The following is a 21,518-nucleotide window of genomic DNA, read 5'->3' as shown; positions in this document are numbered from 1 at the left end:
GAAAATCTAAAAATTTAATTATACGTCACCGTTACATTGAATCCGGTGGAATTGGTATAAAAGCCTGATAATTGATTAGCATCCAAGTTTAACGTTGCCCCGATTTTGATTACATCTGTTACAACACCAGTTTCAGGTTGCACCGTAAAACGGTTAATTACTAATTTTTGATCGGGATTTTCCAGATTATATAAGGTAAAAGACTCGGGTAAGGTGATGGAGTAGTTATTATTGCCATGAGTGACGATAGCTTCTGCAGGGTTCACTGTGCCGGGAAACGAAGTAGATATCTGTACTCCCTGCGCCACACGTGAACCATCGGGAGATAAGATAACACTCCCAGGAGTGTAGGCACTAATCACGTTCCCAAAATCAAGATCCACCGTTTTATCAATTTTAATAGGATCTATCACTGTAGCCCGACTTGTAACAGTTGCCGATGCAGAAGCCTGAGCAAACACCTGTCCTGACAGGAACAAAGACAATAAGATCAGGATTAATTTCTCCATAGGTTTGATTTTATAATTCGAAACTTAATAGAACCAAAAAACGCCGCCACAAGGGCGGCGTTTAGAGTTTTTCAAATATTTTTTTTATTCGTAAGATACTGTTACTTCTACAGTGCCTTCATACAATCCAGCATTCTGGGTAGCTCCAACAGTTAGAGTGCCACCAACATATAATGTTTGGTCTCCGCTACTCTTGTTATCGGTAAAACTACTTTTTGGTACTAGAGCCATTGCGGTTCCTGCATCACTAGCAAGATCAGTAGCAACCATAGTAATACTATATCCATATGTACTGGCAGTAATATCGAAACTTGCAGAAGATACAGTGCCTCCAGGAGCATTTAAATTATCAGCTATTGTCCTAGTAGCATCAGAAGTTGCAGCTATAGTAACTTCACCACCTCCAGCGGCTCCTCCAATTATACGACCAAAATTAAGATCATTAGTCTTGGTGATTGTAAGAGGCTCTACAATTTCAGCAAAAGTTGATGCAGTTGCAGTTTTGTCCTGCGCAAAAGTAGTTCCGGCAATAAGAGCGAATAAAACAAATGTAATTTTTCATGATAAGTAGGTTTTTAGGGTATTTATTATTTTTCTATTTGGGTTATCAATTATTTGATGATGCAAACGTACACCCTAAAGAAAGCTCCTACAAATAAAGTCGATAACGGCCCCGGAAATTCGTTAAAATACACAATTCTTAAAATTTTTAACAAATAAGCGCCTGTAAACGTGGCTGCTGCACCTCTTGAAAAGGACAAAACGCAGTAAAAATGAAAGAAATGATTGATTGTATTGGAGGTTTATATCTATAGGATCAATAACGGAAAATTACCTTATCATTGAAAAGCAAGGTTCGCTATTTAATACATATTAAATAACGTAAACACTACAACTGATTGGAGTAGATCAGGTCAATGATTACTTGCACGAGTAAAGCAGTAATTATAATTATTCCGGCATAGGAGCCTGTTTTTCCCAGCGTCCCTTTAGTAGTAGTCAAAATATTTTTCATTCCCTTCAGGATAAATTTTTTAAAATATTTCAAAATGATAGTAGAATACCATATTTCTTTCCAAACAAATTAAGGCTGGAAAAATTAATAAATAAACAAACAAGTAGGGTTGTGAATCTTTGAAGTAGGGTACAGGTTCACTGCAAAAGTGGAACAAATTATTCCGGTAAAAAAATTATTTCGGCAGGGGGATATTAAATTCGGTGAACAACACGAATTAAGAAATAATTAAGATTTAGGAGATTTATGAGATAATATCAGGGGATAAAGTCAATGGAAAGTTATTGTAATGATTAATTGTAATTTACAGTCACATTCATTGGTGCCGGACTATTGTAGATTCCCGGAGTCTGATTAGGGTGGACGTCTAAAGTTGCTCCCACTCTTACAGTTCTGGATCCTCCGCTAATACTCCCGCCTTCAGCAAGGCTGCTGGTAAAATCTTTAATGATCATACTTTCACTTCCATTGGTAAGAATGTAATCATTTTCAGGAAGGGTAATAGAAAAAGCAAAACCTTCTTCGCCAGTCACTTCAAAAGCGGCGGCCGAGACTGTGGCATCGTCTTCAAGGCTTACACCACCTGTACTTATCCTGGTATTTTCGGGTGTAAGAATTACTGCACCACCGTCTTTTGCATCAAGATTAGCAAAATTCATGTTGGAAGTTGTGGTAATTCCAATTGGCTGAATAATAGTTACAGAAGCTGTGAAACTTGCAGTTGCACTCGTTTGTCCTTTCACTGAGAAGGAAAGGACCATTAGAATAAGGATGCAGATAAAATGTTTCAACTATTGTAGTATTTATAACTACAAGTGTACGCAAATATTCTAAAATATCAGATAAAAAGCACAGAAATATCGATGAAATACACAATTTTGAAAAATAGTATAAAGATTATCCTTTCTTATTCAGCTTATTGCGAAATCGATGTCGCCAGTCCAGAACATAATAAATGGCGTAAAAAAGGTACTTCTAAAGAAATTAGTATCTTCCTATTTAATTTATACATCATGAGACAAACATACTCTACCATCCTTGACCTTCAAAAAGTAGATCTTGGCCTGCTCATCTTCAGGATTGGAATTTCATGCCTTATGTTAACACACGGAACCCCGAAGCTAATCAGGTTTTTTGGAAATGAAGAGATAATTTTTGCCGATCCTATTGGCCTGGGAGCAACTACCAGCTTTGCTTTAACGGTTTTTGCTGAATTTCTGTGTTCCGTTTTGATTCTCATCGGACTTGCGACCAGGCTGGCAGCAATACCGTTAATGATTACCATGGCTGTAGCTGCTTTGATTGTCCACATGCCCGACGGTTTTGGGAGACAGGAATTACCTTTATTATACCTCACCGGGTATATTCTACTGTTTTTTACGGGGAGCGGAAAATATTCTTTAGATCATTATTTTCTTGCCGGGAAGAATAAATAACCTTGGAAAAGCCCCTGCTATGGTTTATTTTTCAAATGTCCTTGGGGTTTACTCATTTTCTTTGATTTGGAGAAGATCAAATAAATTTTTAAATAAAATTTTACGTTTTTCAGAAATCTGTGATTTAGCTTTCCAGTACTTTCAGAAGAAATCTGTACCTTCTAACCGGTAATTTTCAACCGTAATGCATTAATTCTGGAAAAATAAAGTGCTATGGATTTGAAACGAAGGAACTTCATAAAGAAAAGCGGAATATTTACAGCGGCAGGATTTCTACCGGGTTCTTTTTCTGCATTGGCAGCCGCTTTAGATACATCTTCTGAAGTTCAAAATAATAATGCTTTCATCATTAGAGATGCAAATATTATTACTGTGGATGATGTACTAGGGAATTTTGAAAATGCTTCTGTACTAGTCAAAAACGGAAAAATAGCAGAGATAGGGGAGAATATCTCTGTGCCTGAAGGCATAGAAGTCATCAACGGAAAAGGTTTTATTGTCATGCCCGGACTTATAGATTGCCACTGGCATATGTGGACTTCGCTTCTCCGTAGTATGGCAGGAGATAGCGAGCAGCAAGGCTATTTTCCCATGACGACCCGCTACTCCCGCTTGTATTCTGAAAAGGATATGAAGATTGCAACAAAGTATGCTGCTGCTGAAGCTCTTCAATCGGGAATTACTACTGTTTGCGACTATAACCATAATGCCCGAAGCCCGGCTATGGTACTGGCAGGTTGTGAGGCCCTTGCCGAAGCCGGTATTCGCGCACAAGTGCTTTATGGAAACTATAGGGATCAGGAACCATCTGAACCTACACATTTTGATGGCATCCGGCAGGTTATGACGAAGCTTCAGGAGGATAAAAAATATCATCTATTATTCTTAGGTCTGGGTTCCCGTGGAGTTGGCTATAATAAATTGAAAAGTGACTGGGAAAAAGCAAGGGAACTTAATTTAAGAATCAGCATTCACGCCAGCTCCAATGAAGATCAAAAAGGCCAGATTCAGAAATTGGAAAGCTTGGGCTTATTAAAAAGTGATGTACACATTATTCATGGGAATGCTATAACTCCGCAGGAGATAAAAGCAGTAAAGAGATCGGGGGCTTCCATCACAATGACTCCTTATTCAGAAATGCGGATTGGGTACGGATTGCCAAAGGTGAATGAACTCCATGAAGCGGGAGTCAATACTTCTTTGGGAGTGGATACCACCGGACTTTCCGGCAACGCCGATATGTTTGCTATCATGAAGCTTATCCTCAATCTTTCCAACGCTAAGGCTAAGAATGAATTTTATTTGCACCCAAAGGAAGTTTTGAAAATGGCAACCATTAATGGAGCCCGCACTTTAGGAATTGAAGACATCACCGGATCTTTAACCCCGGGAAAACGTGCAGATCTAATTATGCTGAATAGAAATGACCTTAATTTTTCTTCCGGAAAAAGACTCGAACATCTAATAGTAGAAGCCGCCCAACCCAAAAATGTACATTTCGTATGCATTGATGGAAAGATCATAAAACGAGACGGGCAACTCACCAGATTGGATACAGATGAAATTGTGAATGATGCCGAAGATGCCTTCGAAAGCATGCATCGGAAGATAAATCAGTAAATAGTATTCCTTCAGAGAAATACATAAAAAAGAGGCTGTCTAAAAACACTTTTTAGACAGCCTCTTAATTTTTATACTAAAGATTTGATCAAGATTATCCTTCAGAATCCAGCATGGCAAGGAACTTATCCAAGTTAGGAATTACAACAATTCTGGTTCGTCTGTTCTTTGCACGATTTTCAGCGGAATCATTATCGGCTACGGGATCATAGCTACTACGTCCTGCTGCAATCAATTTTTCAGGATTTACATCATATCGATCCTGTAATAATCGTACAATAGCAGTGGCTCTTCGCACACTTAAATCCCAGTTATCCTGTAAATAGGAATTTTCTACCATGGTTTGAGAATCTGTATGACCCTCTACCATTACCTCCATGGTAGGTTCAGAATTGATAACTTCTGCTAATTTTTCCAAAAGGGGATATGCATCCCGGCTTACACGGTGACTTCCGCTTCTGAATAAAAGTTTATCAGAAACATCTATCATTACCACTGTTTTATCCACAGAGATATTGATGTCATCTCCAACTTCGCCACTTATTTGTTGTCCCAGGTTATAAGAAACAGCAAGATTTATGGAATCTTCAAGAGTTTTTGCTTCTCTCAATTTTTCCTGATCTACCTTTTGCAAAGTCCGGCGCATGTTTTCTTTATTGGCATTGGACATCGCGGTAAGATCATTCATTTCGAGTTTTTCGTTATTCTCATCCCGCAGGGAATTAATACGCGCATTATAATCTGCGACTCTTTCTTCTATGGCACCTAATCTTTCCTCCAGTTGCTCCTTTTCCATTTGGGTTTGCTGCAGGTTACTTCGTGCACTGTTATAATCATCTTCTAAAGCAACATACTTCTTTTTAGAAACACAAGAGGTCAACATAGTTGCTGCCAATACTGTGGTTACTGCTAAGGTTCGTTTCATAATTTTCTGGTTTTTTGTTTTTAAAAGCTCTTATTTTAGCTCCTTGTAAAACGATTTCAACATTCGAAGTTATATAAAACCATTTCTGACAGGACTCATTTTAACGGAAGATTATTACTTTAACATTATTCCTCCTAATAAAATCTTAAATATTAATCGGGTTTTGTCTCTGGTTCTGTGATACTCCATTGCTTCCTTTCTTACGATCTGCTGAAAAAGTATTAAACCCTTTAAATAATTGAAAATAACACGTTTGCGTATGATTTATTTTTTAAATATTGGCTGCTGGACCTAATGTCTACAGTAGAAGTTGACCGGTTTTAACAGAATATTATCAGGTTCAGGATCAAATAAGTAAAAGATTGGCTTCTTATTATAGGATATATACAATAAATTTGGAGCATAAGCTTTACCAGCCATACTTTGGAAGATAAAAAAGATCAAAAGAAAAAGAAGAAAAAGAAGAAATTCAGGGGCCTTAGAATTTTCGGAAGGATTCTGCTGGGCCTGGCTGTTTTTATTATACTCATTCTCCTGTTTGTACGCAGTCCCTGGGGACAAAATATCATAAAAGATAAATTGATCTCCTCCATTTCAAATCAAACGAATACCACTATAGAAGTAGAGCGTCTATTTATCACCTTTTCCGGAAATATTTATATCGACGGACTTTATCTGGAGGACACAAAAGGAGATACGCTGGTTTATTCCAGAGAACTGGAGGCCGATATTCCGTTATGGCCTATTATCAGAGGTCAGGGAATTGCCATTACTTCTGTAGACTGGAATGGGGTTAGAGCGAATATTACGAGAAAAGATACTGTTAACGGCTTCAATTTTGATTTCCTGATGGAGGCATTAGCACCGGCAGATACTACTGCCACTGCTCAACCTGCCCAGGACACTACAACTTCACCACAGGAATTTCGGTTAGGAGAAATCAATCTTCAGGATTTTGATGTTGTATATAATGACGGAGTGACTGGTATTGATAGTCGTTTTCGGGTTGGGGAACTTCACCTTGAAATGGAGGAGACCGATCTGGAGAACATGAGCTTCCACGCTTCCAATGCATCTATTTCAAATTCCATTATAGACTACCGGCAAACTCCTGTTCCCGACACTCCCAGCGAGGAAGATGTTCCGCTTCCGGTTTTCCGGATCGATGAACTGGAACTGCAAAATGTAGCGGCGAATTATGAATCTGTTCCTGGAGGAATACTGGCACAAGTGCAACTGGAAGAGTTTCTCCTGGAATTGCCCCAGGCTAATTTAGTTGAAAACCGGATAGAGGTCAATAATTTGGAAATGAACAATTCAAAGGTGCTGCTGAAAATGACTGAAACACCTGATAATGAAGTGGCGATTGAACCGGTTGAAGAAACTGCAGAAGGATTCCAATGGCCAGAATGGAAAGTGGAAGTCGCTAATATATCCTTCAGCAATAATGAAGTAACCTACTTAACAAATGAGGCACAGCCCGAATCCGGTGTATTTAATCCGGAAGCTTTGCAGTTTCAGGAACTAACCCTGGCTGCCCAAAATATTTACCTGCGGAATGAAAATGCCGGTGCAGATATCAACCAACTAAGTTTTAACGAAACAGGCGGAATTCAGCTTAAAAATTTTAGCCTCGATGCAGGAATCGATAATACCAGTTTAACCGTGGATGATTTGCTGGTGGATCTTAATGAGAATCATTTAGAAGGAAATCTGAATATTAGATATGATTCCATTGACGATTTGATCAATAATCCAGAGAATGCCGTTGTTGATGCCAGTTTACCGGAATTCTATCTGAATCTTAAAGATCTTTTCCTCATCCAGCCAGATTTAAGAACGAACGAGTATCTTCTTGCATTAAGCAAAAGACCGGTTACAGGCCAAATTCAGGCAGAAGGTACGCTGGCTTCTCTGCAAATCTCCGGTGCAAACATCAACTGGGGAGCAACTACTTCAATTGCAGCAAGGGGAAGTATTCAAAACCCTACAGATCCAGACAACCTCCGGTTTAATTTTCCCCGTATCCGTATGGTTTCCAGCAGAGGAGATATTAGGAGGTTTGTGGATGAAGAAAACTTAGGAGTAAAGCTTCCGGAGGAATTCTCTCTTACAGCAAATGTTAGCGGAAATCCTGAAGATATAGAAGCGGTGGCAAATCTCGATTCTTCGCAAGGGGACATCGCTCTGGATGGCAGCTTCTCCAGTTCTACCGGTATTTCGTTCAATGCAGATATAGAAATTACAGATCTTGCATTGGGCAATATTTTACAAAACGAACAACTGGGTAACCTAAACCTTACGCTCATTGCATCGGGAGAAGGGGAAAATATGAATGAGCTGGATGCGATGCTGGATGCCTACATCAGCAGTTTTCATTATAATGAATATGCCATTGAAGACTTAAGGATCACTGGAGAACTTACCGATGGTAGCGGATTAATTACATCTGATTATGAGGATGAAAACCTGAACATGGAATTGGAAAGCTTTGTTATTCTTGACTCTGTTGCTCCACAGGTGAATTTAAGCCTCAATGTTATTGGAGCTAACCTTGAAAGACTTGGGCTATCTCAAAAGGACATCAGAGTGGGCTTTGAACTGGACGGATCGTTCAGGGGAAATGCTGAAAGTTTTGATGTCAATGCAGAAATCAGTGACGGGGTGACGGTGTATAATACAGATTCCTACCTGCTGGGGGATTTTGGTGTTTCTGCACGTGTAAGACCCGATTCTACTGCGGTGGACATCCAAAACCAAATGATTGACCTGAGACTGCGTTCCAATACAGATCCTGCTTCCTTTGCGACAGCACTGCAACGGCACTACCAGAGTTATTTTTCTGATGACATAGAAATTGACACCGTCAACAATCCTGTTAATCTCGAATTACGGGCCGAAATAAGAGAAAATCCAATTCTTGATGAAGTTTTTATTACCAGCCTTCAGGAAATGGATACAATAAATATTGCTATAGATTTCCATGAAAAAAGCAGGGAATTAACTGCAGATGTTGAACTCCCTTTCATCAATTATATGGGGAATGAAATTGACAGTTTATCTTTTCACCTGGACTCCGGACGGGAAAACCTGGAGTTTGTATTAGGCTTTAATGCCTTAAATGCGGGTCCTCTTGCTGTGAAAAGAACAGATCTTGAAGGTGAAATTATTGACAAGGCTCTTCACCTGGATTTCAACTCCTATTATGAGGAAGAACATTTAATGCACATTCGCTCAGAGATTGCAAGAAGGAATGATACGCTTATCTTTCAATTAGATCCTTCCGAAGTAATTTTAAACAGTAGTTTATGGGAAGTTCCTGAAGGTAATGAGATACGAATAGCAGAGAATTCCACTATTTTCAATGATTTCCAATTCACCCGAAACAATCAGAGTCTGCAAATTACCAATGAGCAACCCGGAATGGAAGGAGAACACATTGCAATTTTGTTCGAAAACTTCAGATTACAGAGTTTCCTTAGTTATTTAAATCCGGAAACGCCGCTTGCTTCAGGCCGGCTTAATGGGAATTTCACCATTCAGGATCCCAGCGGCAGCACCGGACTTTTAGCTGGTCTCGAAATTAATGAATTCAATGTGATGGAGGTACCCATGGGCACCCTCACCCTGGAAGCAGATGCCATTGGGTCTGAAACCTATAATTTTGACATGGCTATAAAAGGCGGAAATGTTGACCTGGATCTTGAAGGAAGCTTCAATGCCAGGGAAACCGGAGCCGAATGGGATACTCAACTATTACTGAATGAAGTACAAATGGCCGTCGTGGAAGGTTTTTCACAGGGAGAAGTCACGGGGACCAGCGGAAGTTTCTCGGGAGAAATAAGCCTGGGTGGTACTACTGCAGAACCAGAATATGAAGGTAATATTAATTTTAATAACGCAGCTCTTACAATCGCGATGCTGGACGCACCTTTTGTTCTTCCAAACGAAACTCTTAGACTTGATAATGAAGGCTTCTACTTTGATAGTTTTAGCATAGAAGACCAGAATAGTAACAGCTTTACCTTGAATGGAGAGGTGTTAACAGAAAGCTTTTTAAATCCATCATTCGATCTCGATTTTGAAGCCAATGACTTTATGCTGTTGAATTCTACAGCCGAAGATAATGATCTTTATTATGGAACCGCAGTAGTAGATGCAAACGGAAGCCTTACCGGAAATTTAAATGTTCCCATTGTAGACCTTAACCTTACAGTAGATTCACAAACAGATGTTACATACGTACTACCTCCTTCTGAAGTTGCTGTAGAGGAGCGGGATGGGGTTGTCATTTTTGTAAACAGGGAAAATCCTGATGACATTTTAACATCGGGGGAAGAAGAAGCCTATACTTTCAGCGGACTTCAAATAAATTCTGTGATTACTGTAAATGAAGATGCCGTTTTCAATGTAATCATAGATGAACAAACTGGAGATAACTTCAGGGTAACAGGCTATGGAGATCTTAATTTTAATATTTATGCTAATGGAAGAACCACCCTTTCAGGTAGATATGAGATGAGCGGTGGCCATTATGAGATGAATCTTTATGGTCTGGTAAACCGCAGGTTTGAAATTGTGCAGGGAAGTACGATCACCTGGCTGGGAGATCCTTTGGATGCAGATCTTGATGTAACAGCACGCTACAGTGTGGAGACTTCGGCTTCTTCTTTGATGGCCGCCCAAACCACTGGTGCTGCTGCGGAAGATAGGGGAAGATTCCGGCAGGAATTACCATTTTTAGTATATCTTAATATTGACGGGGAGATCATGCAACCCGTGCTTACTTTTGGTTTAGATATGCCTGAAGAGGAGCAGGGAGCCATAGGAGGGCAGGTTTATGGACGGGTACAACAAATCAACCAGCAGGAACAGGAACTAAATAAGCAGGTTTTCTCTTTGCTGGTGTTGAACAGATTCTATCCTGAAGGCACATCAGATGGTAGCGGCGGAGGAACCCTTGGAATTGCACGTGACAACCTGAACAATGCTCTTTCAGATCAGCTGAACCTATTATCTAATAATCTCCTTGGAGATTCAGGAATTGCGCTCGATTTCGGATTAGATACCTTTACCGATTATCAGGGGGATAATCCGCAGGAAAGAACCCAGCTGGATATCGCAGCAGAAACTACCTTTATGGATGACAGGCTCGTCGTAAGTGTGGGAAGTGAAGTAGATATTCAGGGAAGCAGTCAGCAACCTGGAGAAGCGAATCCGTTGATCGGAAATGTAAGCCTGGAATACCTTGTCACAGAGGACGGAAGATGGCGTTTAAAAGGTTTCAGAAGAAATAGTTTTGAAAACGTTATTGAAGGCCAGGTGATCGTAAGTGGAATTTCATTGATCTTCACACGAGAATTTAATGAGTTCAGGGAATTATGGGACAGCCTTATGGGAGATATTGAAGAAGAGACGGAACCTGTAAATGAATCCGAAGAATAGGTGATGAAAATACAACAATCAAAAATCCTGATGTTTAAAAAAAATAAATCTATATTATCCTTGCTTTGTTTTGCCTCTGTTCTGTGGTTGAACGGCTGCAGCGTAAAAAAATATATTCCTGAAGATGAACTGCTTTATACCGGGGCAGAAGTGAAGATTGAAAACGAAGGGGAAGTGGAAGATGTGAAAAATATAAAACAACAGGCAGAAGCAGTTCTAAGACCGGAGCCAAATTCGAAATTTCTGGGCATGCGTCCCGGACTTTATTTTCATTACAAGGCTCAGCAGGAAAATCCCGGCTTCATAAATAAGTTTTTCAATAAAAGAATAGGTGAGGAGCCTGTTTATGCATCGGATGTCGAACTGAATGAAGTAGAAGATATTATATTGAACCGTATGGAGAATAAAGGCTTTTTTTATAGCCGCGTGTCTTCTGCAATGAATGAAAACGAGGAAAAACAAATTGCGGAAGCAGTTTACACGGTAAATCTTCCCAAGCCTTATCTCCTTGAAAATTATGAAGTGGAAGAAAGCGATACCATTGGGGTTTACCAGGAGATCCAAAACAGTATTTCTGAAACGGTCATTGAACCGGGAATGCGCTTTGATCTTACTGAACTTAAAAGAGAAAGGGAACGAATAGAGGCTGACCTTATGCAAAAAGGTTACTATAATTTTAATCCGCAGTTCCTCATTTTTGAAGCAGATACAAACCAGTACAACAATAGAAAATTCGATCTCTATTTACGGCTGAAGCAGGAAGTTCCCCGAGAAGCAGCTATCCCATACAGGGTAGAAAAGGTGAATGTATATCCAAATTATGTGATTGATAGTGATTCCATTCAAAGAGATACGGTAAGGCTGGAAGGAAAAAATTATATTCAGGAAGAAATATTTTTTCGTCCTGACAGGCTCGATCCTTACATTTTAATTGAAAAAGGGAAATTGTATAGTCCTGAAGATTCTAGGTACACCAGTAGAAGGCTTACCTCCATAGGAGCTTATAAGTTTGTAAATATAAGGTATGATGAAATAGATTCCTTGATGACCGACACTTCGGGAGTTCTGGAAGCCAATATTTTTCTTTCACCTTTGAACAAGAGATCTTTGAGAGCCGAACTACAGGCAGTTACCAAATCAAATGATTTCGCGGGACCCACGCTGGCACTTACGTATGCCAACAGGAATCTTTTTCACGGAGGAGAAATCCTTAACCTCACCGGGAAGTTTGGTTATGAATGGCAAATTGCCAGTGGAGATGACAGGAGTCTTAGCAGCATACTGGTAGGGGCAGAGGCTGATATTATATTTCCCAGAATGCTTTTCCCTTTTGACATCAACTTCGACAATGACTGGTTCAAATATTCCATCCCAAAAACAAAAGTAGGTGTAGGGTTCAACTATCTAAGCAGAAGTGAATTATTCAGAATGTACTCTATTACGGGTTCTTATGGTTATTTATGGAGGGCCAACAGGTTCATTACTCATGAATTGACACCGGGTTCTATAAACTATGTGAGCCTGGGTCAGAAGACCGAAGAATTTGAAGAAATTTTAAGACGGAATCCATATCTAAGGCAAAGTTTTAATCAGCAGTTTATTGCCGGCCTTCTCTATTCCTTCACATATAACGGAATGGTGGATGCGAACAGGACACATCAGTTTTTTGTAAATGCCAATTTAGATCTTGCCGGCCAGCTGGTAGATCTAATCAGTGGAGGCGGAGACGAAGAACCGAAAAAATTCCTGGGACTGGAATACGCTCAATACGCCAAACTGGATACAGATATCAGGTACCATTGGAAAGTGGGATCAGATCATAAGATCGCGACCCGGTTATTCGCCGGGTACGGATTGCCTTATGGAAATTCCGACATTATGCCTTTTTCCAAACAGTATTTTTCCGGTGGACCATACAGTGTGAGAGCCTTCAGGATAAGATCGCTGGGCCCGGGTGCGTATGACCCTTCAAATTCGGAATCCGGAATAAATTCATATTTTGACCAGGCCGGGAATGTTAGGCTGGAAGCCAATGTTGAATATCGATTTCCCATTATTAACGTATTAAAAGGTGCAGTGTTTGCCGATGCGGGAAACGTTTGGCATACCCAGGATGTTGAAGATTTGGAGGAAGGGCAGGATTACAATGAAGAATATATTGAAAAAGGACGTTTTGGATCAGATTTTCTGAAAGAGTTTGGAGCGGGTGTGGGATTCGGTTTACGGGTTGATATTCAGAATTTCATCATTCGGTTTGATCTTGCTGCTCCGGTGAGAACACCGTGGCTTGAAGAAGGAAATCGCTGGAGGTTTGATTATGATGATCCTGTACTTAACTTCGGAATAGGGTATCCATTTTAATGAAATAAACTAAATAAGTTTATCTGAAATAAGAACCAGGAACTGGATGAATTTATTGGAATCTGGGAGTTATATTTTAGAATTTCTAAGCTCCCTCTTAGTGCTGGAGTTTTGAGCCATAGGCCAGATCTCCCGCGTCACCAAGTCCCGGCACAATATATCCCCGCTCATCAAGCTGCTTGTCTACAGTAGCGATCCACAAGGTGCTGTTTTCAGGAAAATGTTCGGACACGTAATCAATTCCCTCCTGTGCTCCAATTACAGATACTAAATGAATTTTTTCAGGTTTTCCTAATCTCTCAAGAGCTTTCAGGACATTGACAAAAGAGCGGCCGGTAGCCATCATGGGATCTGCCAGGATGAGGGTCTTTCCTTCAAGGGAAGGGGAAGCAATATATTCTACCAGGATTTCAAATTCTTCGTCATTGTTTGGATGATGCCGGTAAGCAGAAATAAAAGAATTTTCAGCTTTATCAAAATAATTCAGCAATCCGTTATGCAAGGGGATTCCTGCACGTAAGATAGAACAGATCACCACATTTTCTTCCGGTAGGTTGATTTTTGAAGTTCCCAAGGGAGTATTCACTTCTTTTTCTGAAAACTTCAGGGTCTTGCTTAGTTCATATCCTAAAACCTCTCCGATTCTTTCGATATTTCTTCTGAATCTCAACCGGTCTTTCTGGGTTGTTACATCCCTAAGTTCAGCAATGAAGGTATTTAAAACAGAATTATTTTCAGCAAGATGATGAATGGTCATTAGGCGGGTGTTTTGTAGGACGAAGATACTTAGAAATGTGTTTTTATTCAAGCTTTCCCAATGAAATGTAAAATAGAAAGCTCCGAAACACGTAAAAAGTTCCGGAGCTTTTCCATACTTTTGATCACAGGATTAACTGTTCCTTCTGCCGTGCCGGTCTTCCCCAGAGTCCTGATCATCCTTGTCATTTCCGAATTTTTCTGCCTTCTCTCCTCTGGCAATGGTTTCGGTGTTCTCTTTCATATCATCATTGGAATTTACAGATTCCTTAGGTTTTCTGTTCTTTTCCACATCCTGAGGTTTATTGCGGGTAGGATTGAATTTTTTATCATCCATTTCGGGCAGATCAAGATCGGCTCCTGCATAATCAATGGGTTCTTCCCGGTCTTTGAAATAATCATCTTCCCCTTCTGCACTTTTTTCATCCTTACTTTGATTATTCAGGATTTGCTTGTCCTGAGAAGTGATATCAGGATTGTAATCCAGATCTTCCGGAGATTTTTCTCTATCTTCTTTATTGCCTTTTGGCATTTGTTCTTTCCTGCTCATAACGTTCTTTTTATTTTACTTTCAAAGTACATAATAGTGTGGTTAACCGCAATGGTTTACAGGTTAAATCTGCGTTAAACCCAGTGTGCGTGGCAGGTACTTCATTACCTAAAAAGAATATTTTAATTATGTAATTTTGGGTTAGGTTTTTGATAATGTACAAAGGATGATCTATAAACAGTGAATTCTATATAATACGCTAAATAATGAAAAGAGTTTTTATATTAATCGGCCTCATTTGTTTCTCTGCAGATATTTCTGCGCAAATTGATCGGTCCAGGGAAACCACTCCTGTGAGTGGCATGAGCATTCCTGCAGAAACGAACAATTCTTTTTCTATCCCCAGAAGTACTACTCCTCCAGAGCCAAGTAAAAATCCTCTTTTCCCATCTTCCAAAGATCCTTTTTCTGAAAAAGAAGAAAAGAAACCGGTTAATCTCACTACAGACAATGGATTACTGGAGTTCAAACAGGAAAATTTTACACCTAAAGCTTTTAAGGATAAAGATGTCAAAGAGGCTCATAAAAAAGACCAGTATCTGGGCGACTTCACGACTACCGGAAAATTTGTGGAGGTTTATTGTCGCGATCACGAATATGTAGATGGTGACAGGGTACGAATTTTGGTAAACGGGGAAGTGGTTTATAATAATTTGCCATTAACGGGTGGATATTCACCTATTTTGGTCAAACTTAAAGACGGATTCAATACCATAGAATTTGAAGCCCTGAACCAGGGTTCTTCGGGACCAAATACAGCAGAACTAAAAGTTTTTGATGAAAATGGGCAGCCTATCACGCAAAATGAATGGAACCTTTTGACAGGAGCGAAAGCAAATGTGATCATTTTAAAAGAGTAACAGCTAAGGACTCTTCAGCCAAAATATATGTCAGAATGATTTCCTATCATTTATAAGTGTCCCTGCATGAGGTTATAAATGTTATAACCAAACATAACCAGGATCGTTAATAGTGCAAAAATCGTTGGAATGGGAATGTTATTTACGTTTAATGGAATATGAAAAGCTGGTTTTTCTGTAGGATTTTTTCTGTGTTTATACCGGAAGGCGAGGAGCGCAATATTCACCATTCCGAAGACAATAAAGATAAAAATGTTACTGATGCTGGCCACCATTTTAAGATCTCCAATCAGGCCAAAACCTATAGCTAAAACAGCAATAAGAACAATAGCATAGTTAGGAGCATGACCAATCCCTGAAATGGTAGTAAGTTTTTTCATCCAGTTCACTTCACTGTCCCTGGCTACATCATATAAAAGTCGGGAGGTTCCTAAAATATTGGTTAGTATGGTTTTGCTGGTTGCAAACAAAGCCACTATCACCAAACCCGTAGCACCCCAACTGCCTAGTTTAATTTCTGCCACTTCGGCTAAAGGTCCGTTGGATTGCGATAGATCCTGCCAGTCGAGGACACTACTAGCACTTATGGCAATTAAAAGATAAATTACCAGCACTGCCAATCCACTAAACAGGACACCTTTTGGCATATTCTTTTCCGGGTTTTTGGTGTCTTCTGCCATCTTTACAAGATCTTCAAAACCAATGTAACTAAAGAAGATGAGAGCCCCACCCGAAAAGATTCCGTTCCAGCCATTATCTCCGAGTTTAGTAAGATCTGTAGTTCCGAATTCGGGAATACAAACCGCGATAACTACTGCAAGACCCGCCAGAGTAATGAAGGTCGCTACTGCATTATAATAGGAGCTGTATTTTGCACCGATAATATTAAAAAATGCCATAAAAGCAATGATTCCGATTACGATGACCCATGAAGGAAAATCCACAAGTCTGCTAAGATAATCTGCAAAACTTATGGAAATAGCTGCAGCTGCAACAATGCCTGTTAGAGCCATAAAAACCGACATAAATAAGGCTGGTTTCTTTCCTAATCCCTGTTTTATATATTCAAAGCTTCCTCCAGAATCCGGGAACCGACTTACAAATTCGGCGTATGATAATCCCGAAAGTAATGCTACTATAGCAGCAACAATAAAACTTAGCCAAAGCATATTTCCGCTAAGGCCGGCAGCTTGACCAATGATCGCATAAATTCCGGCACCAACTATTCCGCCCACACCAAACATGAGGACATCCCATAAGCCTAAAGTTCTTTTCAGATTTTTCTTTCCCATGCCTATGAAATTGTTCTTTGAACAGCTTCATATTTACAGGTGCTAACATTGTAGTAGTTATTAGTGGGGGAATAAATTTTCATTGCTCAGAGTTTTTTTCACTTGATTAAGTAATTCTCTCCAATATAAATTTTAACAAGTGAAAATCCATAACCTTTAACGGCTCCTCCTTAAAAAATAACAAGTCTTTAAATGTTTTTAGATCCGAAAAATTAAAAGTGCCGGTAAACTATGGCAAATCATCCTGATGTTTAATGCCTGCTATATTATTGCTCATTGCTGATAGCTGACCTTCCAGCAGCAATTTGGTAGTTGGAGCAAACTTTCCGTTATTTAATTTCTCTTCATATTCTCTTATTCCTGCTTTCTCGCCACGAATACATTCCTGAAGAATAAATTCATCGGCAGATTTACTTATCGAACTGCCAAAATCAATCCATGCCCGGTGAAAATCACCCATTAAACTATGCTGGCTTTTTGGACGTTCATTGAGCGTGTGCAGATACTGGTCCAGCTCGGTAGCAAATCGTGCATGCAGGAATGCCTGATTCTTGATAAATGCTTTTAATCTTGAAGTTTCTGCGTGTTGTAATGCTCTTTTGTAACCTTTTTCTGCATCCAGATTTTTTTCCAGTAAACTCTCCAGATTCTTAATGAGTTCCTCCCGCAGTTCCGTTCTTGCATACTCTTTTGTAGTTTTCATAAGGCAATGGTTTTCAGTTCTTTGTTTGCAAAATTAGGTTAACTACTAACACCTGAATATGATACAGATCAGGATTTTAAAGATGTATTTTCTTCCGGGAAGAAGGGTTCTGTTAATATCTTCTTATGAAGACGGGAAAAGCATCTTACATTCTTGACCGTGCAGGCCCTTTTTCGTAATTTTAAAAGAACCAATAAAAGTTGATCATGAAAAAAGTACTAATCGCAATAGATTATAATCCTGTTTCTGAAAAAGTTGCAGAAGCCGGGTACGATCTGGCCAAAAAACTTGGTGCCCAGGTTTGTTTGATCCACGTAGTGGCAGATATTAGCTACTACAGTGCCCAGTATCCTACTTTTATGGGCTATGATGGTTATGGAATGACAACAGATCTTTCTGTGGCTTCTGAAATGAGGAAATATACAGAGGAGTTTCTGGAGTCTGCCGCCAGCCATTTAAATGATCCTACCGTTAGCACCCATCTTGCTGAAGGTGATACAGCAAATGCAATTCTTTCGTATTCCGAAGAATGGAACGCAGATCTTATTGTCATGGGAACTCACAGTCACTCAACACTGGAAAAACTATTCCTGGGAACAGTGGCATCCAAAGTACTGGAGAAAACAAAGGTTCCGGTTCACATGGTGCCAATAAATAAAGAGCAGTAAATAAAAATATATGATGAAGAAACAAATGAAAGCAGCCGTTTTTGATGGCTTCGACGGACCAGCAAGTGTCACTGTAGACACTATGGAAATCCCTGAACTGAAAGAAGGAGAGGTCCTTGTAAAAATAAAAGCAGCAGGAGTAAACCCTGTAGACGCCGTTATTACAAAAGGTTATTATAAAAATATGCTTCCGCATTCCTTCCCGGTAATTTCAGGCTGGGATCTAGCCGGTACGATTGAAGACCGTGGCCATGCTGCCAGGAGATTTTCTGTTGGTGAAGATGTGTACGGGTATGCCCGAAGGCCCGAAGTAAAGTGGGGAACTTATGCAGAGTATATTGTGATCCCGGAAAGTTATCTCTCTAAGAAACCTGTAAATATTTCTTTTGAAGAAGCAGCGGGTATTCCCCTGGCAGGTTTGACCGCCAACCAGGGTTTATTCGATTCTGGAAATTTACAAAAAGGTCAGCGGGTATTGATCGTCGGAGCTTCCGGGGGAGTTGGAGGTTTTGGGATTCAGCTGGCTAAAAATAAAGGTGCCGAGGTCATTGGGGTGGCCAGTGAAGAAAATTCTTTTTTTATGAAACAAATGGGTGCAGACCATACCATAGATTACAAAAAGCAGGATATTGGTACAGCAGCCAGAGATATTTATGAAGAGGGTGTAGACCTCATATTTGACTGTAACGGGGCCGACAGTATGAAGCAGAGTTTGAAAGCCCTTAAGCCGGGAGGCAGGGTTGTATCTACCTTAAGTCAGGGAGAGGGTATTGATAAACACATTAATTTTAGTTTCGTTTTTGTGGAACCCAACTCCAGTCAGCTGGATGAACTGCGTGGCCTTGCAGATACCGGAAAATTGAAAGTTGAAATCACCAGGTCTTTTACTCTAGAAGAAGCACCTGAAGCCCTGGAACAAATTCAGAGTTCACATACTACAGGAAAAATGGTGGTGATACCTTAATAACCAATGATAACCTGAAAATTTAGTAATGACTTAAAATGATAGATATCATACGTAGAATGATTTTTGAAGATGGAAAAGTCCTTGCATTTCGATGGGAGGGAAAATTCATTAAAAAGTCCTTCGAAAATGCGATGGATGAATTTTTACCCGAATTCAGGAATAGAGATCATTTTAATATTTATATAGAAGTTGCAGATATAGAAGGGATGGATGCCAGCGCAGTATGCAGGATCTTAAATTCTCTGCAGGCAACTTTAAAGATCTGTTGAAAAAGATCGATAAAGTTGCGGTAATAACAAATAGCAGTTGGTTCAAAAACCTTGCTGAAACTTCTTTTAAACTGATCCCGGGAATAGAATTGAAAGCTTATAATTTTAAGGAAAGTAAAGCAGCAAAAGAGTGGGTGAAAATCTGAAAAATCACAAGTAAAATCAGGTGTTATCTCCAGAATAATTTCCGTAGAAAACTTGGTGAAAATACTCCGAAAAGCATAGTAGGGCAAAAAAAATTCTTTATTAGAGATAAACTTTCCGACGTATCAATTCCTCATTTGTTGGTTTTTTCAGACCTAAAGAACCTTTTAAATATAATCTTGAGCATTTCGGATGTAGCTTTTGCTGTTACTTTAATTAATTCCATACAAGGTTCTAAAAAGTTGCTTACAAGGTAAAATATGACAAAGTTAATTTGATGCAATTATAGCTTATATTTGCCCGTTTAATTATTTTTTATGAAGTCCCAAAATGAAGATGTGGCTGAGAAGCTAGACCAGGAGCATATAGATAAATGTATTTCAGTTCTGGAGCAATTGCTTGGCGATACCAATCAGTTGTTTGATATGCCGGAAGAAAAGCGAATCGCTTTAATGTCTGCTGCAGGATTGCTTTCCCGTCCTAACAGGGAGGAATTTGACCGGCGGAAAAAGGATGCTAAAAAGGCTGCAAAGCGAAAAATGATAGAGCGAGACAAACACGCCCGTAAAGAAACAGGGATTAGGAGCGCGCGGGAAGCTGCTGTTTTTATCGCACCAAAACTTTTGGCTCCCACACAGGTAAAAAAGGATCTTGAGCTCGAGTCTCCACGAAATTGCTACGTATGTAAAACAGAATATACAAAGCTGCACCATTTTTATGATACTATGTGTACAGAATGTGGGGACTTCAATTATGCTAAACGGTTCCAGTCTACAGATCTTAGCGGGCAGGTGGCAATTGTCACGGGATCAAGATTAAAGATTGGATATCATATTACCCTCATGCTATTGCGTGCCGGAGCAACTGTGGTTGCAACCACGAGGTTTCCTGCAGATTCTGCTATACGATTTTCCAAAGAAGACGATTTTACGCAGTGGGGACACAGATTAAAAATTCACGGACTCGACCTGCGGCATATTCCCAGTGTGGAGATCTTCTGTAACTTCATTGAACAGAAATATGACAGGCTGGATATCCTTATCAATAATGCAGCCCAGACGGTGAGAAGACCTGCAGGTTTTTACCAGCATTTAATGGACAAAGAGGATCTGCCGGTAAATGCTTTGCCAAAACGAGCACAAGGACTACTGCAGGATCATTTAAACTGTCTACAGGAACTAAAAAGTTTCACTGCCGGTGCCGGAAACAATCAAAACCTGCCGGTCACCTGGCACGGCCCCGAACCCGGGATAGGATTGAGGGCATCTGCAAAACTTTCCCAGATTCCGTATAGTTTTGATAATTCCCTTTCAGCAAAAGAAGTATTTCCCGAAGGACAACTGGATGCAGATCTGCAACAGGTGGATCTTAGGAAAACCAACAGCTGGAGGTTAAAACTCGGAGAAATAGAAACCACAGAAATGGTGGAAGTGCAACTGGTAAATTCTGTTGCACCCTTTGTGTTATGCAACCGACTCTCTGCCTTGATGAAAAAAGAAAATACCGGAAAAAAGCACATTATTAACGTATCGGCTATGGAAGGTAAGTTTCAAAGGTTCAAGAAGGAAGACCGGCACCCTCATACCAATATGGCGAAGGCTGCCTTAAATATGATGACACACACCTCTGCTGCTGGATTGGCAAAAGATGGAATTTTCATGAACGCGGTAGACACCGGATGGGTTACCGATGAAGATCCCGCTGAACTTTCCCGAAAAAAAACAGAAGTGCATGATTTTCAGCCACCACTGGATATTGTAGATGGCGCTGCCAGAGTAATGGATCCATTGATCGATGGGATCAATAGCGGAAAACATTGGTGCGGTAAATTCCTGAAGGATTACAGGCCGATAGACTGGTAGGAAAAGGAGACACTAGGTAAGGCAGAAAGTTAGAAATACGAAGTTTTAAGGAAATATCAGGACAGAGGATTGTAACTCGACCATATCTGCCGATAAATTCTTATTCAAATTTGCTTCAGTTAAATCAGGAAATGAA

19 protein-coding genes are annotated in these 21,518 nt (G+C 39.9%); 10 read left to right on the top strand and 9 right to left on the bottom strand.

All coding sequences use genetic code 11. The annotated features are described in order from the left end of the window. Nucleotides 1-14: 14 nt before the first annotated feature. The 4 genes from IE056_RS05515 to IE056_RS05505 form a co-directional block, all read right to left on the bottom strand. A complete protein-coding gene (locus tag IE056_RS05515) occupies nucleotides 15-509 on the bottom strand; it encodes a DUF4402 domain-containing protein (protein ID WP_189603683.1) in 495 nt (164 codons plus the stop codon). Nucleotides 510-593: 84 nt separating this feature from the next. Further along, nucleotides 594-929 (bottom strand): DUF4402 domain-containing protein, encoded by a 336-nt coding sequence (locus IE056_RS18760; RefSeq protein ID WP_373297284.1) that lies wholly within the window; start codon nucleotides 927-929, stop codon nucleotides 594-596. A gap of 469 nt (nucleotides 930-1,398) precedes the next feature. Continuing rightward, nucleotides 1,399-1,524: a hypothetical protein gene (locus IE056_RS18595; protein WP_262891439.1), complete on the bottom strand. Its 126-nt coding sequence runs from the start codon at nucleotides 1,522-1,524 to the stop codon at nucleotides 1,399-1,401. A 293-nt stretch (nucleotides 1,525-1,817) separates the two neighbouring features. Next, complete coding sequence (locus IE056_RS05505) at nucleotides 1,818-2,315, bottom strand: DUF4402 domain-containing protein (RefSeq protein WP_229793663.1); 498 nt, start codon at nucleotides 2,313-2,315, stop codon at nucleotides 1,818-1,820. 222 nt (nucleotides 2,316-2,537) lie between these two features. Between IE056_RS05505 and IE056_RS05500 the strand changes: the two genes are divergently transcribed. Together IE056_RS05500 and IE056_RS05495 are read left to right on the top strand one after the other, a co-directional pair. After that, complete coding sequence (locus IE056_RS05500; RefSeq protein WP_189603682.1) at nucleotides 2,538-2,960, top strand: DoxX family protein; 423 nt, start codon at nucleotides 2,538-2,540, stop codon at nucleotides 2,958-2,960. 213 nt (nucleotides 2,961-3,173) lie between these two features. Continuing rightward, nucleotides 3,174-4,580 carry an amidohydrolase family protein gene (locus IE056_RS05495; protein ID WP_189603681.1) on the top strand — a complete coding sequence of 469 codons (1,407 nt, stop codon included), beginning with the start codon at nucleotides 3,174-3,176 and terminating at the stop codon, nucleotides 4,578-4,580. 94 nt (nucleotides 4,581-4,674) lie between these two features. Here IE056_RS05495 and IE056_RS05490 read toward each other — a convergent pair whose 3' ends face one another. Next, the gene (locus IE056_RS05490; protein WP_189603680.1) at nucleotides 4,675-5,505 is read right to left on the bottom strand and encodes an OmpA/MotB family protein; all 831 of its coding nucleotides are present in this window, start codon (nucleotides 5,503-5,505) and stop codon (nucleotides 4,675-4,677) included. Between the two features lie 423 nt (nucleotides 5,506-5,928). Here IE056_RS05490 and IE056_RS05485 point away from each other — a divergent pair, with 423 nt between their 5' ends. Continuing rightward, the gene (locus IE056_RS05485) at nucleotides 5,929-10,950 is read left to right on the top strand and encodes a translocation/assembly module TamB domain-containing protein (protein ID WP_189603679.1); all 5,022 of its coding nucleotides are present in this window, start codon (nucleotides 5,929-5,931) and stop codon (nucleotides 10,948-10,950) included. Between the two features lie 30 nt (nucleotides 10,951-10,980). After that, nucleotides 10,981-13,311 carry a translocation and assembly module lipoprotein TamL gene (tamL, locus tag IE056_RS05480; protein WP_189603678.1) on the top strand — a complete coding sequence of 777 codons (2,331 nt, stop codon included), beginning with the start codon at nucleotides 10,981-10,983 and terminating at the stop codon, nucleotides 13,309-13,311. Nucleotides 13,312-13,408: 97 nt separating this feature from the next. Here the strand turns inward: tamL and upp are convergent, their stop codons facing one another. Further along, a complete protein-coding gene (gene upp / locus IE056_RS05475; protein WP_189603677.1) occupies nucleotides 13,409-14,068 on the bottom strand; it encodes a uracil phosphoribosyltransferase in 660 nt (219 codons plus the stop codon). A gap of 132 nt (nucleotides 14,069-14,200) precedes the next feature. Next, on the bottom strand, nucleotides 14,201-14,617 hold the full coding sequence (locus IE056_RS05470) for a hypothetical protein (RefSeq protein ID WP_189603676.1): 417 nt from the start codon (nucleotides 14,615-14,617) through the stop codon (nucleotides 14,201-14,203). A 206-nt stretch (nucleotides 14,618-14,823) separates the two neighbouring features. Between IE056_RS05470 and IE056_RS05465 the strand changes: the two genes are divergently transcribed. Next, the gene (locus tag IE056_RS05465) at nucleotides 14,824-15,477 is read left to right on the top strand and encodes a hypothetical protein (protein ID WP_189603675.1); all 654 of its coding nucleotides are present in this window, start codon (nucleotides 14,824-14,826) and stop codon (nucleotides 15,475-15,477) included. A 50-nt stretch (nucleotides 15,478-15,527) separates the two neighbouring features. On the opposite strand, the gene IE056_RS05460 is transcribed toward IE056_RS05465, so the two are convergent. Then, nucleotides 15,528-16,769, bottom strand: a complete 1,242-nt coding sequence (locus IE056_RS05460; RefSeq protein ID WP_189603674.1) for an APC family permease — start codon at nucleotides 16,767-16,769, stop codon at nucleotides 15,528-15,530. Nucleotides 16,770-16,998: 229 nt separating this feature from the next. Next, nucleotides 16,999-17,472 (bottom strand): ferritin-like domain-containing protein, encoded by a 474-nt coding sequence (locus IE056_RS05455; RefSeq protein WP_189603673.1) that lies wholly within the window; start codon nucleotides 17,470-17,472, stop codon nucleotides 16,999-17,001. Between the two features lie 206 nt (nucleotides 17,473-17,678). On the opposite strand from IE056_RS05455, the gene IE056_RS05450 reads away from it, so the two are divergent. The 5 genes from IE056_RS05450 to IE056_RS05430 all read left to right on the top strand — a co-directional run bounded on the left by IE056_RS05450 (nucleotide 17,679) and on the right by IE056_RS05430 (nucleotide 21,382). Further along, nucleotides 17,679-18,140, top strand: coding sequence for a universal stress protein (locus tag IE056_RS05450; RefSeq protein ID WP_189603672.1), 462 nt, complete (start codon nucleotides 17,679-17,681; stop codon nucleotides 18,138-18,140). A gap of 13 nt (nucleotides 18,141-18,153) precedes the next feature. Beyond that, the gene (locus tag IE056_RS05445) at nucleotides 18,154-19,104 is read left to right on the top strand and encodes an NADP-dependent oxidoreductase (RefSeq protein ID WP_189603671.1); all 951 of its coding nucleotides are present in this window, start codon (nucleotides 18,154-18,156) and stop codon (nucleotides 19,102-19,104) included. A gap of 38 nt (nucleotides 19,105-19,142) precedes the next feature. Then, nucleotides 19,143-19,376 carry a hypothetical protein gene (locus tag IE056_RS05440; RefSeq protein WP_189603670.1) on the top strand — a complete coding sequence of 78 codons (234 nt, stop codon included), beginning with the start codon at nucleotides 19,143-19,145 and terminating at the stop codon, nucleotides 19,374-19,376. Beyond that, nucleotides 19,331-19,522, top strand: a complete 192-nt coding sequence (locus tag IE056_RS18755; protein ID WP_373297281.1) for a SpoIIAA family protein — start codon at nucleotides 19,331-19,333, stop codon at nucleotides 19,520-19,522. Before IE056_RS05440 ends, IE056_RS18755 begins: the two co-directional genes overlap by 46 nt. Nucleotides 19,523-19,837: 315 nt before the next feature. Beyond that, nucleotides 19,838-21,382, top strand: coding sequence for an SDR family NAD(P)-dependent oxidoreductase (locus IE056_RS05430; protein ID WP_189603668.1), 1,545 nt, complete (start codon nucleotides 19,838-19,840; stop codon nucleotides 21,380-21,382). The last annotated feature ends 136 nt before the right edge of the window (nucleotides 21,383-21,518 follow it).

The organism is Salinimicrobium marinum, assembly GCF_014651535.1.
In the GTDB taxonomy this organism is placed as follows: Bacteria; Bacteroidota; Bacteroidia; order Flavobacteriales; family Flavobacteriaceae; genus Salinimicrobium; species Salinimicrobium marinum.
This window is presented reverse-complemented; position numbering and strand designations above follow the sequence as displayed.

What these genes read in the sequence shown, in the direction of transcription:
- IE056_RS18595 (WP_262891439.1), bottom strand. Translation starts at nt 1,524, where the DNA reads ATGAAAAATATTTTGACTACTACTAAAGGGACGCTGGGAAAAACAGGC.
- IE056_RS05430 (WP_189603668.1), top strand. Translation starts at nt 19,838, where the DNA reads ATGAAGTCCCAAAATGAAGATGTGGCTGAGAAGCTAGACCAGGAGCAT.
- IE056_RS05460 (WP_189603674.1), bottom strand. Translation starts at nt 16,769, where the DNA reads ATGGGAAAGAAAAATCTGAAAAGAACTTTAGGCTTATGGGATGTCCTC.
- IE056_RS05465 (WP_189603675.1), top strand. Translation starts at nt 14,824, where the DNA reads ATGAAAAGAGTTTTTATATTAATCGGCCTCATTTGTTTCTCTGCAGAT.
- IE056_RS05455 (WP_189603673.1), bottom strand. Translation starts at nt 17,472, where the DNA reads ATGAAAACTACAAAAGAGTATGCAAGAACGGAACTGCGGGAGGAACTC.
- IE056_RS05450 (WP_189603672.1), top strand. Translation starts at nt 17,679, where the DNA reads ATGAAAAAAGTACTAATCGCAATAGATTATAATCCTGTTTCTGAAAAA.
- IE056_RS05515 (WP_189603683.1), bottom strand. Translation starts at nt 509, where the DNA reads ATGGAGAAATTAATCCTGATCTTATTGTCTTTGTTCCTGTCAGGACAG.
- tamL (WP_189603678.1), top strand. Translation starts at nt 10,981, where the DNA reads ATGTTTAAAAAAAATAAATCTATATTATCCTTGCTTTGTTTTGCCTCT.
- IE056_RS05440 (WP_189603670.1), top strand. Translation starts at nt 19,143, where the DNA reads ATGATAGATATCATACGTAGAATGATTTTTGAAGATGGAAAAGTCCTT.
- IE056_RS05490 (WP_189603680.1), bottom strand. Translation starts at nt 5,505, where the DNA reads ATGAAACGAACCTTAGCAGTAACCACAGTATTGGCAGCAACTATGTTG.
- IE056_RS05500 (WP_189603682.1), top strand. Translation starts at nt 2,538, where the DNA reads ATGAGACAAACATACTCTACCATCCTTGACCTTCAAAAAGTAGATCTT.
- IE056_RS05470 (WP_189603676.1), bottom strand. Translation starts at nt 14,617, where the DNA reads ATGAGCAGGAAAGAACAAATGCCAAAAGGCAATAAAGAAGATAGAGAA.
- upp (WP_189603677.1), bottom strand. Translation starts at nt 14,068, where the DNA reads ATGACCATTCATCATCTTGCTGAAAATAATTCTGTTTTAAATACCTTC.
- IE056_RS05495 (WP_189603681.1), top strand. Translation starts at nt 3,174, where the DNA reads ATGGATTTGAAACGAAGGAACTTCATAAAGAAAAGCGGAATATTTACA.
- IE056_RS18755 (WP_373297281.1), top strand. Translation starts at nt 19,331, where the DNA reads ATGCAGGATCTTAAATTCTCTGCAGGCAACTTTAAAGATCTGTTGAAA.
- IE056_RS05445 (WP_189603671.1), top strand. Translation starts at nt 18,154, where the DNA reads ATGAAGAAACAAATGAAAGCAGCCGTTTTTGATGGCTTCGACGGACCA.